Below are 12,493 nucleotides of genomic sequence, written 5' to 3' on the forward strand. Positions count from 1 at the left end.
TCAAGGAGCGCGCCACTCTCGTGAACAGGTTGCAATTGACGGCGAGCGTCGTCGAACGCGCACCGGTGCGATATACGCCGGCAGGTGTTCCGATCGCTAGCGCCACATTGCAGCACCGCACGGAAGTCGTCGAGGCAGGCATCCCCCGTCAGGTCGAAATGACGATCGAGGCGGTGGCGGCCGGTGAGGCGAGCGGCAGGCTGGAGAGTCGTGAAATGGGCGTCGAAACGCTGTTCACGGGCTTCCTGGCCAAGAAAAGCCGCAACGCGAGAACCTTGGTGTTTCACATCACAGCATTGCAGGACATTGGAAAGGACTGAAATCATGCCCCGCCCGACTGGTAAGAAATTCGACAAGCGTCGTCAGCAACAAAACCCGCTCTTCAAGCGCAAGAAGTTCTGCCGTTTCACGGCTGCAGGCGTCGACCAGATCGACTACAAGGACACGGAAACGCTGAAGGACTTCATCGGCGAAAACGGCAAGATCACGCCGGCTCGTCTGACGGGTACGAAGGCGCACTATCAGCGTCAGCTGGATACGGCCATCAAGCGTGCGCGTTTCCTCGCGCTGCTGCCGTACACCGATCAGCACAAGGCGTAATCAGGCGACGCAATAAGGAGAATTCGAATGCAAATCATTCTGTTGGAAAAAGTCGCCAATCTGGGTAACCTCGGCGACATCGTCAAGGTCAAGGACGGTTACGCTCGCAACTTCCTGATCCCGAACCGCAAGGCTCGCCGTGCAACGAAGGAAGCGATCGCCGAATTCGAAGTGCGCCGCGCTGAACTCGAAAAGATCGCCGCTGAAAAGCTGGCGGCATCGCAGGCAGTCGGCGAGAAGCTGAACGGCCAGTCGTTCGAAATCACGCAGAAGTCGGGCGTTGACGGCCGTCTGTTCGGCTCGGTCACGAACGGCGACGTCGCGGAACTGCTGAAGAAGGCAGGTTTCGAAGTCGAGAAGCTGCAAGTTCGCATGCCGGAAGGCCCGCTGAAGATGATCGGCGAGCACAGCGTGCAGGTCGCGCTGCACACGGACGTCGTCGTCGACGTCACGATCAACGTGATCGGCGACCACGCGTAAGCGTACGCAGGCTTTCCGGGCGGCTTCCGTCGTCCGGACAAGGGCAGGCGCCCGGGCAACCGGGGCCTGCCTTTTTTATTGCCCGATCGCCTGAGCGGTAGCGCTGCAGCGATCTATTCGCGATAATCCCAACCCATGAACGCGCCGCAAGATCCTCAAATCGAATCGCTGAAAGTCCCGCCGCATTCGGTCGAAGCCGAGCAGTCGGTGCTCGGCGGCCTGTTGCTCGACAACGCGGCATGGGACCGGATTGCCGACTTCCTGTCGCAGGGCGATTTCTATCGCTACGACCACCGGATCATCTACGAGCACATCGGCCGCCTGATCGCGTCGACGCGGCCGGCCGACGTCGTGACCGTGTACGAAGCGCTGACCACGTCCGGCAAGGCCGACGACGTGGGCGGCCTCGCGTACCTGAACGCCCTCGCGCAGAACACGCCGAGCGCCGCGAACATCCGTCGTTATGCGGAAATCGTGCGCGATCGCGCGGTGTTGCGCCGGCTCGTGTCGGTTGCCGACGAAATCTCGGCCGACGCGTTCAATCCGCAAGGCAAGGAAGTCCGTCAGCTGCTCGACGAAGCCGAATCGAAGGTGTTCTCGATCGCGGAAGAGGGCGCGCGCGGCAACCAGGGCTTCCTCGAGATCGGCCCGCTGCTCACGCAGGTCGTCGAGCGGATCGACACGCTGTACCACACCGCGAATCCGAGCGACGTCACGGGCACGCCGACGGGCTTCGTCGACCTCGACCGGATGACGTCCGGGATGCACGGCGGCGAGCTGATCATCGTGGCGGGACGGCCGTCGATGGGCAAGACCGCGTTTTCGATGAACATCGGCGAATATGTCGCGGTCGAGTACGGGCTGCCGGTCGCGGTGTTCTCGATGGAAATGCCGGGCACCCAGCTCGTGATGCGTATGCTCGGCTCGATCGGCCGGCTCGACCAGCACCGGATGCGGACGGGCCGGCTGACGGACGAGGACTGGCCGAAGCTGACGCATGCGGTGCAGAAGATGAGCGAGGCGCAGCTCTTCATCGACGAGACGGGCGGCCTGAACCCGATGGAATTGCGCTCGCGCGCGCGGCGTCTTGCGCGGCAATGCGGCAAGCTCGGCCTGATCATCGTCGACTACCTGCAGCTGATGTCGGGTTCGTCGCAGGGCGAGAACCGCGCGACCGAAATCTCGGAAATCTCGCGATCGCTGAAGAGCCTCGCGAAGGAGCTCGACGTGCCGGTGATCGCGCTGTCGCAGCTGAACCGCGGCCTCGAACAGCGCCCGAACAAGCGTCCGGTGATGTCCGATCTGCGCGAATCAGGCGCAATCGAACAGGATGCGGACGTGATCCTGTTCATTTACCGCGATGAAGTCTACAATCCGGACAGCCCAGACAAAGGAACGGCCGAGATCATCATCGGCAAGCAGCGTAACGGTCCGATCGGCCCCGTTCGGCTCACGTTCCTGGGTCAATATACGAAGTTCGATAACTTTGCAGGGGCGCAGACCTTCTACGGCGAGTGACGCCGCTTGTAAAGGCCTAAATCGCCAAACGTTGTATCCAATCCCGGCGCGCGCATATGCGCGCGTCGCGTCGCAACCGAAAACGGTACAATGTCGCCCGTTTTCGTGACAGTAGTTTGACAATCTCTCAGGAATCCCATGTTCGGTCGATTCATGCCCACCGAGGGCAAGTTCTTTGAACTCTTCAACGCGCACGCGAAGCACATCGTTTCCGGTGGCCGCGAGCTCGAACTGCTGATCGACAATCTCGCCGACGCCGAGATTCACAAGCAAAACGTGCAGACCGCCGAGAAGGCCGCCGACAAGCTCACGCACGAGGCGATCGATCTGCTGCACAAGACCTTCATCACGCCGCTCGATCGCGACGAGATCCACAAGCTGATCACGACGATGGACGACATCCTCGACCTGATGGAAGACGTCGCGACGGCCGTGTCGCTGTACGACGTGCGTTCGGTCACGTCGGAGGCGAGCCAGCTCGCGCACATCGTCACGCAGTCGGCCCAGCACGTGCAACAGGCGGTCGGGCTGCTGTCCGACATGAAGCAGTCGGCACAGATCCTCAAGCAATGCGAGGAGATCGACCGCTGGGAGTCGGAGGCCGATCGCGTGCTGCGCGCGGCGATGTCGAAGCTGTTCCGCGAGGAAGACGACGTGAAGACGCTCATCAAGCTGAAGGCGATCTACGAGCTGCTCGAAGAGATCACCGACAAGTGCGAGGACGTCGCGAACATCATCGAAGGCATCGTGCTGGAAAACGCCTGAGCGGACCACGATGCATTCGATACAACTCGCCCTATGGATGGTCGCGGCGCTGGTGCTCGTCGCGCTCGTATTCGACTTCATGAACGGCTTTCACGACGCGGCGAACTCGATCGCCACCGTCGTGTCGACCGGGGTGCTGAAGCCCCAGCAGGCCGTCGTGTTCGCGGCGGCGTTCAACGTCATCGCGTACTTCATCTTCCACCTGAAAGTCGCGCAGACCGTCGGTAAAGGCACGATCGATCCCGAAATCGTCGACCACTACGTCATCTTCGGCGCGCTGGTCGGTGCGATCGGCTGGAACGTGATCACGTGGTATTACGGGATTCCGTCGAGCTCGTCGCACGCGCTGATCGGCGGCCTCGTCGGCGCGGCGCTCGCGAAGTCGGGCTGGAGCTCGTTGAACATCGACGGGCTGCTGAAGACGGTTGCGTTCATCTTCATTTCGCCGCTGCTCGGCTTCATCCTCGGTTCGCTGTTCATGCTCGGCGTGTCGTGGCTGTATTTCCGTACCGCGCCAAGCAAGGTCGACCGGCGTTTCCGCCGTCTGCAGCTGCTGTCGGCCGGCCTGTACAGCCTCGGCCACGGCGGCAACGACGCGCAGAAGACGATCGGCATCATCTGGATGCTGTTGATCGCAAGCGGCTACGCGTCGGCCGGCGCCGATGCGCCGCCTGCGTGGGTGATCGGCGCGTGTTACCTGTCGATGGGCCTCGGCACGCTGTTCGGCGGCTGGCGCATCGTGCGCACGATGGGCCAGAAGATCACGAAGCTCAAGCCGGTCGGCGGTTTCTGCGCGGAAACCGGTGGCGCGATGACGCTGTTCCTCGCGTCGTTCCTCGGCATTCCGGTGTCGACCACGCACACCATCACCGGCGCGATCGTCGGCGTCGGCGCGACCCAGAAGCTGTCGGCCGTGCGCTGGGGCGTCGCCGGCAACATCGTGTGGGCGTGGGTGCTGACGCTGCCCGCCGCCGCGCTGTTCGCGGCCGGCGGATGGTGGCTCGGCCACCAGATCTTCTGATCGCCGACACTGCCGGATCGACATCCGATGCGCCGCAAGCCGAAAGGCTGCGGCGCATTTTCTTTTGGAGCGGCGAGTGGGCGGACGGAACGGGCGGGGCGCCGACAGAGGTCGCCGACGGGACTTGCCGTCGACGGCCGGGCAACCGGTCAGTAACTGCCGTTCGCGAACCGCGCGATCGGATCGTCCGCGGTGCCGGTACGCGGGCTGACGGGCGCGGATTGCGTCGACGCGCGCCAGACCTGCACGGGTGCGGGCTCGATGCTGCGTGGCGATGCCGATGCGGCCGCCGGAGGCGGTTCGTCGTCGAACGCGGCAGCCTGGGCGGCGGTCAGCGCCGTCGTCGGAATCTGCGTGCCGGACTCCGCCTGGACGGCGGGCGCTGCATTGGCCGTCATCGCAGTCATGCCGTCGTTCATCGACGTTGCCTGCTGCCGGGCGGCCTGCATGCGCGGCGGAGGCGGTTCGTACGGATCGGCGGCGGGGGCCGCCGGTGCGGCGGCGGCCGTGACGACCGGCGCGGGTGCCTGCGTTACGCGTGCTTGCTGCGGCGCATAGGCAGGCTGCCGCGCCGCCGCGGTCGTCACGACCACCGGCGCGGCTGCGACCGCCGGCGGCGTGCGCGGCTCGTCGCGCTTCGCCTCGTAGGTCGGCGCATCGAACGGCGTCGGCGCCGTGCGCGGCGGCGCGACGCGGCGAATACCGTCGAAACGTTTGGCCCAGTACGGGTTCGTCAGGTAGTCGAGCCGGACGGTGCCGCCCGTCGACGGTGCGTTGACGAAGCGCAGCTTGCCGACATAGATGCCGACGTGCGAATGCGGCCGCCCGGTCGTATTGAAGAAAATCAGGTCGCCCGGCGCGATCTCGTCGGGTTCGATCGACATGCCGCGGCCGCTCATGTCGGCGGTCGTGCGCGGCAGGTTCACGTCGGCCGCGCGGCCGATCACGTAGCGCACGAGCCCGCTGCAGTCGAAGCCGCTCGCCGGCGTGTTGCCGCCCCAGCGATACGGGATGCCGACGAGGCTCATCGCCTGGATCGAGATTTCTTCCTGGCCAACGCTGTGATCGACGAATTTCGGGAAATTGGCCGGAGCGGGGAACGCGCGCGGCGTCGTGATCTTCATGCCCGACGCGGAACGCGATGCCGACTGCGGCGGCACGCTGGAGCAGGCCGCAAGCAGGGAAACGACGGCGACGGGAACCCAGATTCGAAGCATGGCAAGGCGGGCGAGCGCGGCGCGCTCGCGAATCGTATGACAACAGACAGACCCGATGGTAGACGCTCGGACGGGGCTTAAGCAACCATTCTTGAGAATTTACTTGAAGTTTCGCGGGTAAACTGCGCTTTTGCGTGACGAAGCGTTACTTTTGTCTTCGACCCCAAATAAAAACGGCGCTCCGGAAACGGAGCGCCGTGTGGCGTCGACAGCCGGCCGATCGGCCGGCAGGCCGCGTTACAGGATGTCCGACGCGTAGTCGGCCAGCCGCGAACGTTCGCCGCGAGCGAGCGTCACGTGGCCGCTGTGGCCCCAGCCCTTGAAGCGGTCGACGACGTAGGTCAGGCCCGAGCTGCCTTCGGTCAGGTAAGGCGTGTCGATCTGCGCGATGTTGCCGAGGCACACGATCTTCGTGCCGGGGCCCGCGCGCGTGACGAGCGTCTTCATCTGCTTCGGCGTCAGGTTCTGCGCTTCGTCGATGATCAGGTACTTGTCGACGAACGTACGGCCGCGCATGAAGTTCATGCTCTTCACCTTCAGGCGCGAACGAATCAGTTCCTGCGTTGCGGCGCGGCCCCATTCGCCGGCCGCGTCGTCGGTCTTCTGCAGCACCTCGAGGTTGTCGTCGAATGCGCCCATCCACGGCTGCATCTTCTCTTCCTCGGTACCGGGCAGGAAACCGATGTCCTCGCCGACGGGCACGGTGGCGCGCGTCACGATGATCTCGTTGTAGCGCTTGTCGTCGAGCACCTGCGCGAGGCCGGCCGCGAGCGCGACGAGCGTCTTGCCGGTGCCGGCCTGGCCGAGCAGCGTGACGAAGTCGATCTCGGGGTTCATCAGCAGGTTCAGCGCGAAGTTCTGCTCGCGGTTGCGCGCGGTGATGCCCCACACGTTGTTCTTGTGGTGGCTGTAGTCGCGCAGCGTCTGCAGCAGCGCCGTCTTGCCGTTCAGTTCGCGGACGATCGCATGGAACGTCGGCTCGCCGTTCTGCGGTTCGAGATAGACGAACTCGTTGACGAGCATCGACGCGACGAGCGGGCCCGTCACGCGGTAGTACGTGGTGCCCGTCTTCGTGTCCTGCCAGCTCTCCATGCCCTTCGCATGCTTGGTCCAGAAATCCTGCGGCAGCTCGCGCACGCCGTTGTACAGGAGATCGGAGTCCTCGAGCACCTGGTCGTTGAAGTAGTCTTCCGCGGGCAGCCCGAGCGCATGCGCCTTGATCCGCATGTTGATGTCTTTCGACACCAGCACGACCTGGCGGTCGGGCCGGTCGCGCTGCAGCGCGCGCACGACACCGAGGATCTGGTTGTCGGCCTTGCCCACGGGCAAGCCTTCGACCGGCGCGATGTCGGCGAGCTTCGTCTGGAAGTACAGGCGGCCGAGCGCCTCGCGGCTGCCGAGGCGCGACAGCGGGATGCCGTCCGAGATCGGGCCGCCGTCGGCGACCAGCGCGTCGAGCGTGCGGCTGACCTGGCGTGCGTTGCGCGCGACTTCCGACATCCCCTTCTTGTGGTTGTCGAGTTCCTCGAGCGTCATCATCGGCAGATAGACGTCGTGTTCCTCGAAGCGGAAGAGGCTGCTCGGGTCGTGCATCAGCACGTTGGTGTCGAGCACGAACAGTTTCTGCAGTTCGGCCTCGGCGGGCTTGCGGCTGCGCGACTTGGTGGCGGCGCCGGCGTCGCGCGCGGGCGCGGCGGCGGGTTTGCCGGCGGCCGGCTTGTCGTTGCGCGCGACGACCGGCGCCGCGGGTGCGGCGGGGGCCGGCATCGGCTGCAGCAGCGCGGCCGTCTGCTTGGTCTTGCGGCCGCGCGCGGGTGCGGCATCAGGCGCCGAAGACGCGACGGCACGCAGCGGCGCGGCCGTGTTCGCGGCTTCGATCATCGGTTGGGCCACGCTGGCCGGACCATAGTCACCGGCTGTGGATGCGTCCCCTTCGGCGGATTTCTTCGCGGCTTTCGCGGGCCGCGCTTTCGCCTTGTATTCGTCGGGCGGCAGCAGGCTGCCGAGCTTGCTGGGGGGGGTAGGCAAAGGCATGGTGTCCCTCGGGAGGAATCGTGTCGCATGGCGTGCGCCGCTGATCGCATCCTGCGTGACGTAGACGCAGTTTGCGCGCGGTGGCGCACAGGAAATTCGTCTAGCCGGTTCGCCTAAGTGTCGATCAGCTCCTTGATGCGGTTAGGGCCGGACCGGGAGGGCCGGCGCGCAATCCATAAAAAAAGCCGCTGCCCCGTCGACAGGGACATGCGGCTCGGCTGATGTCGTGATGCGCGTCAGGTGCCGGGAAGCATCGCATCGAGCACCGGCGCAGCTACGAGAAATATGGGGCGAACGGGCATTCATTGCGGCCCAATATAACGCGCCTCAAAGCGCTTGTACAGCACTTAGCACGTCGTCCACGTGACCCGGCACCTTGATGCCGCGCCATGCCTGACGGAGCACGCCGTCGGCGTCTATCAGGAACGTCGAGCGCTCGATTCCGCGCACTTCCTTGCCATACATCTTCTTCATCTTGATGACATCGAACAGCGCGCACAGCGCTTCGTCGGCATCGGAGATCAGCGGGAACGGCAGTTCGAGCTTTGCCTTGAAGTTGTCATGCGAGCGCAGGCTGTCGCGCGACACGCCGATGACTTCCGCACCGGCTTTCTTGAACTTCGGATAGAGATCGCGGAACTGCAGCCCTTCGGTCGTGCAGCCCGGCGTGTTGTCCTTCGGATAGAAGTACAGCACGAGTTTCTTGCCTTTCAGGTCGGACAGCGAAATGTCGCCGCCCGTGGCCGGTGCGGTGAAATCGGGAACTTGACGGTCAACTTCGACAGACACGTGTTTCTCCTGTTGTTATGGAAAGGCGCCGCTGCGGCGGCGCGGTGCGGCGTCCCGGCAACGCGCGGCAGGGCGCTGCGGGCGCCGCCGGCTCGCGCGCGGACTCAGTCGGGCTGGACGATCAGTTCGCCGGAGCGGCCGGGGATTTCGCCCCACGTGACAGGGTACGATGGCAGCGTGTCGCGGTCCAGCGTCGCGTGGTAGTCGCCCATCGTCGCAAACGTGTGGCCTTGCGCGCGCCAGCCGGCGAGCAGCTGCTCGAACACGGGCGCGAGCTTCTGGCCTTCCAGTTCCGCATGCAGCGTGAACACCTGGTCGTGCGGATTGGTTTCGGTGAACTTGAGGAGGTGCGCGGCGACGTTGTGCGTGTCGACGCCGTCGATGCCGAGCACTTCGTCGAGCGTCGGCAGCGTGGTCGGCATCTGCACGTGCGACAGCGTGCGGCCGCCGACGACCGGCAGGTACGGCGAGTGGCCGCGCCCGTCGGAGGCGTAGCGCATGCCCCACGCGTCGATCTGCTCGAACGCGGCATCGTTCATCTGCCAGCCGGCCGCGCCGTGCGTGACGGGCGGCGCGCCGAAGATCTCGATGAAGCGCGCGTGACTCTTCTGCATTTCACGCGCGGTCCAGTCGCGATCGCGCGCACGGACGTTGTCCTGCCAGTACACGTGATCCCACGTGTGGATCCCGCATTCGAAGCCGGCCTCGTGGATCGCGCGCATGTCGGCGATCGCGCGGCGGCCGATGTCGGGGCCCGGCAGCAGCACGCCGTACATCAGCTGCTTCACGCCGTAGTGTTCGACCACCGACGTGCGCGACACCTTCTTCAGGAAACCCGGGCGGAACACCCGCCGCAGCGCCCAGCCGGTGTGATCGGGCCCGAGGCTGAAGAGGAAGGTCGCGCGCGCGCTGAAGCGATCGAAGATGCGCGCGAGGTTCGGCACGCCTTCGCGTGTGCCGCGCAGCGTGTCGACGTCGATCTTGAGGACGATACGAGCCAAGCGAACGTCCCGGTCAGCCTTGCTGTTCGACGAGCGCGCGCGCGTCGGCGACGTGGCCGCGATACGCCTCGAAGATGTTGCGCAGCGCGTCGTCGAACGTCGCCTGCGGCGCCCAGCCGAGCTCCTGCATCGTGTTGTCGATCTTCGGCACGCGGTTCTGCACGTCCTGGTAGCCGTTGCCGTAGTAGGCGCCGGACGTCGTTTCGACGAGCTTCACCTGCTTGGCCGAGTCGGCGTACTCGGGGAATTCCGCGGCCAGTTCGAGCATCTTGTGCGCGAGTTCGCGAACCGAGAAGTTGTTCTTCGGATTCCCGATGTTGTAGATCTTGCCCGACGCGACGCCGTCCTTGTTCTCGATGATCTTCATCAGCGCGCTGATGCCGTCGCCGATGTCGGTGAACGCGCGCTTCTGCGAGCCGCCGTCGACGAGGCTGATGTTCTCGCCGCGCACGATGTGGCCGAGGAACTGCGTGACCACGCGCGAGCTGCCTTCCTTCGGCGTGTAGATCGAGTCGAGGCCCGGGCCGATCCAGTTGAACGGGCGGAACAGCGTGAAGTTCAGGCCTTCCATCCCGTAACCCCAGATCACGCGGTCCATCAGCTGCTTCGAGCATGCGTAGATCCAGCGCGGCTTGTTGATCGGGCCGTAGGTGAGTGCCGACGCGTCCGGATCGAACTGCTCGTCCGAGCACATGCCGTAGACCTCGGAGGTCGACGGGAACACGAGGTGCTTGCCGTACTTGACGGCCGAACGCACGATCGGCAGGTTCGCCTCGAAGTCGAGCTCGAACACGCGCAGCGGCTGCTGGACGTAGGTGGCCGGCGTCGCGATCGCGACGAGCGGCAGGATCACGTCGCACTTCTTCACGTGATACTCGACCCACTCCTTGTTGATCGTGATGTCGCCTTCGAAGAAATGCATCCGCTCGTGGTTGACGAGGTCGCCCAGCCGATCGGTCTGCATGTCCATGCCGAACACTTCCCAATCGGTGGTTTCAAGAATGCGCTTCGACAGGTGATGGCCGATGAAGCCGTTCACACCCAGGATCAGGACTTTTTTTGTTTTCATGAATGACGGGAAGAATGAATGAACTGCGCGAATTCCGCGGGCGTCACGACGGTTTCGCTGCCGTCGCGCTGCTGCCACAGCTCGAGAATGGACAAGGCGCGGCTGTCGCCGCAGACGCCGAATAGCGCATTATCGCTTACGTGCAGGCCGGGCGGCAAATCCGCCGCGGCGGCCGCTGCCGCGCTGCCGGGCGCCGCGAGGCGCGCGCGCGCGATCACGAAACGCGTGCCGTCGACGTCCGTGAACGCGCCCGGATACGGGGGCGCGACCGCGCGCACCAGGTTGTAGACCTGCGCGGCCGGTTTCGACCAGTCGACGCGGCCGTCCTCGGGCTTGCGCCCGCCGTAGTAGCTGCCGCTCGACAGGTCGTTCGGCAGGTGCGCCGCCTCGCCGGCGAGCAGCGCGGGCAGCACGCGCCAGAGCGTCTGTTCGGCGGCCACCGTGACCTTGTCGAACACCTGCGCGGCCGTGTCGTCCGGCAGGATCGGCACCGCGGTCTGGCCGATGATCGCGCCCGCGTCGGGCTTCGCGGCCATCTCGTGCAGCGTCGCGCCGGTTTCGGTCTCGCCGTTCAGCACGGCCCAGTTGGTCGGTACCCGACCCCGGTATTTCGGCAGCAGCGAACCGTGCATGTTGTACGCGCCGCGCGGCGCGATCGCGAGCAGGTCCACCGGCAGCATGTGCCGGTAGTAGAACGAGAAGATGAAGTCGGGCCGCGCGTCGGATACCGCGCGGCGCAGCGCCGGATCGGCGGGATCGGCCGGGGTGACGACCGGGATGCCGTGCTCGGCCGCGACGGACGCGACACTGCCGAACCAGATGTTCTCGTTCGGGTTGTCCTCGTGCGTGACGACGAGCGCGACGTCGACGCCGCGCGCGAGCAGCACCTGCAGGCAGCGCACGCCGACGTTGTGATACGCGAAGACGACCGCGCGCGGCTTCATTGCCCGGCTCCCGTGCGGTTCGCGTCGGCCGGCACCGGCGGCACGCCGTCGTGCTGCTCGAGCACGGCCTGGATCAGGTAGCGCGGCCGTGCGCGCACCTGCTGGTAGATGCGGCCGACGTACTCGCCGAGCAGGCCGAGCGCGAAGATGATCACGCCGAGCAGGAAGAACGTAATGGCGAACAGCGTGAACACGCCTTGCACTTCCGCGCCGACGATGAAGCGGCGCACGAGCAGCAGCACGAACAGCGCGGCGGAGCCGAGCGACAGGATCACGCCGATGAACGACAGCCACTGCAGCGGCACGACCGAGAAGCCGGTCACGAGGTCGAAGTTCAGCCGGATCAGGCTGTACAGCGAATACTTCGATTCGCCTGCGAAGCGTTCCTCGTGCGCGACCTCGATTTCGGTCGGCTTTTGCGCGAACGTGTACGCGAGCGCGGGGATGAACGTGTTGACTTCGCCGCACACGTTGATCGTGTCGATGATGCGGCGGCTGTACGCGCGCAGCATGCAGCCCTGGTCGGTCATCTTGATGCGCGTGATGCGCTCGCGCAGCCGGTTCATCATCTGCGACGCCTTGCGCCGCCACAGGCTGTCCTGGCGCTGCTTGCGGATCGAGCCGACGTAGTCGTAGCCCTCGCGCATCTTCGCGATCAGCTTGCCGATTTCCTCGGGCGGGTTCTGCAGGTCGGCGTCGAGCGTGATGACGATCTCGCCGCGCGACTGCGCGAAGCCCGCGAGGATGGCCATGTGCTGGCCGTAGTTGCCGTTGAGCAGCACGACGCGCGTCGTGTCGGGCCGTACGTGGAACTGATCGGCGAGCATCGCGGCCGAGCGGTCGCGGCTGCCGTCGTTGATCAGGATCACTTCATACGACGTGTCGAGTGCGTCGAGCGCCGGATACAGCCGCGCGAACAGCGCGGCGAGGCCGTCTTCCTCGTTGTATACGGGGATGATGACCGAGACTTCGGGCCGACCGGCGTCCAGGTGCCCGGCGACCGGATGGCCGGCCCCCGGATGCCCGGCGCGTGCTTCAAGGTGACTCATGTACGC

The 12,493-nt window shown here is 65.3% G+C and carries 13 protein-coding genes and 1 pseudogene; 7 read left to right on the forward strand and 7 right to left on the reverse strand.

Annotated features, from left to right (window positions below):
- Positions 1-20: 20 nt before the first annotated feature.
- From priB to AC0KUR_RS23990, 6 genes are all read left to right on the forward strand, one after another.
- A complete protein-coding gene (priB, locus tag AC0KUR_RS23965) occupies positions 21-320 on the forward strand; it encodes a primosomal replication protein N (RefSeq protein ID WP_034188684.1) in 300 nt (99 codons plus the stop codon).
- A 4-nt stretch (positions 321-324) separates the two neighbouring features.
- The gene (gene rpsR, locus AC0KUR_RS23970; protein ID WP_011657068.1) at positions 325-600 is read left to right on the forward strand and encodes a 30S ribosomal protein S18; all 276 of its coding nucleotides are present in this window, start codon (positions 325-327) and stop codon (positions 598-600) included.
- 27 nt (positions 601-627) lie between these two features.
- On the forward strand, positions 628-1,080 hold the full coding sequence (gene rplI, locus AC0KUR_RS23975) for a 50S ribosomal protein L9 (protein WP_039366989.1): 453 nt from the start codon (positions 628-630) through the stop codon (positions 1,078-1,080).
- Positions 1,081-1,215: 135 nt separating this feature from the next.
- On the forward strand, positions 1,216-2,598 hold the full coding sequence (locus AC0KUR_RS23980) for a replicative DNA helicase (RefSeq protein WP_006486249.1): 1,383 nt from the start codon (positions 1,216-1,218) through the stop codon (positions 2,596-2,598).
- Positions 2,599-2,736: 138 nt separating this feature from the next.
- A complete protein-coding gene (locus AC0KUR_RS23985; protein WP_034188683.1) occupies positions 2,737-3,363 on the forward strand; it encodes a DUF47 domain-containing protein in 627 nt (208 codons plus the stop codon).
- A 10-nt stretch (positions 3,364-3,373) separates the two neighbouring features.
- Positions 3,374-4,384 carry an inorganic phosphate transporter gene (locus AC0KUR_RS23990; RefSeq protein ID WP_034188682.1) on the forward strand — a complete coding sequence of 337 codons (1,011 nt, stop codon included), beginning with the start codon at positions 3,374-3,376 and terminating at the stop codon, positions 4,382-4,384.
- A 149-nt stretch (positions 4,385-4,533) separates the two neighbouring features.
- On the opposite strand, the gene AC0KUR_RS23995 is transcribed toward AC0KUR_RS23990, so the two are convergent.
- A complete protein-coding gene (locus tag AC0KUR_RS23995) occupies positions 4,534-5,601 on the reverse strand; it encodes a C40 family peptidase (RefSeq protein ID WP_473376498.1) in 1,068 nt (355 codons plus the stop codon).
- Between the two features lie 237 nt (positions 5,602-5,838).
- Positions 5,839-7,635, reverse strand: a complete 1,797-nt coding sequence (locus AC0KUR_RS24000; protein WP_059561658.1) for a PhoH family protein — start codon at positions 7,633-7,635, stop codon at positions 5,839-5,841.
- Here AC0KUR_RS24000 and AC0KUR_RS24005 point away from each other — a divergent pair.
- Positions 7,531-7,771, forward strand: a pseudogene (locus tag AC0KUR_RS24005) (hypothetical protein); the annotation flags it as partial. The gene AC0KUR_RS24000 and the pseudogene AC0KUR_RS24005 overlap by 105 nt on opposite strands.
- 191 nt (positions 7,772-7,962) lie before the next feature.
- On the opposite strand, the gene AC0KUR_RS24010 reads toward AC0KUR_RS24005, so the two are convergent.
- The 5 genes from AC0KUR_RS24010 to AC0KUR_RS24030 all read right to left on the reverse strand — a co-directional run bounded on the left by AC0KUR_RS24010 (position 7,963) and on the right by AC0KUR_RS24030 (position 12,487).
- On the reverse strand, positions 7,963-8,424 hold the full coding sequence (locus AC0KUR_RS24010) for a peroxiredoxin (RefSeq protein WP_006756046.1): 462 nt from the start codon (positions 8,422-8,424) through the stop codon (positions 7,963-7,965).
- Between the two features lie 104 nt (positions 8,425-8,528).
- Positions 8,529-9,425: a polysaccharide deacetylase family protein gene (locus tag AC0KUR_RS24015; protein ID WP_034188679.1), complete on the reverse strand. Its 897-nt coding sequence runs from the start codon at positions 9,423-9,425 to the stop codon at positions 8,529-8,531.
- Positions 9,426-9,438: 13 nt separating this feature from the next.
- Positions 9,439-10,494, reverse strand: coding sequence for a bifunctional UDP-4-keto-pentose/UDP-xylose synthase (locus AC0KUR_RS24020; RefSeq protein WP_473376499.1), 1,056 nt, complete (start codon positions 10,492-10,494; stop codon positions 9,439-9,441).
- Entirely contained in the window at positions 10,491-11,438 is a 948-nt protein-coding gene (locus AC0KUR_RS24025) for a formyltransferase (protein ID WP_034188678.1), read from the reverse strand. The genes AC0KUR_RS24020 and AC0KUR_RS24025 overlap by 4 nt, the downstream gene beginning before the upstream one ends.
- A complete protein-coding gene (locus tag AC0KUR_RS24030; RefSeq protein ID WP_049032769.1) occupies positions 11,435-12,487 on the reverse strand; it encodes a glycosyltransferase in 1,053 nt (350 codons plus the stop codon). Before AC0KUR_RS24030 ends, AC0KUR_RS24025 begins: the two co-directional genes overlap by 4 nt.
- Between the last annotated feature and the right edge of the window lie 6 nt (positions 12,488-12,493).

It is taken from the genome of Burkholderia sp. YHN3-13, assembly GCF_055810675.1.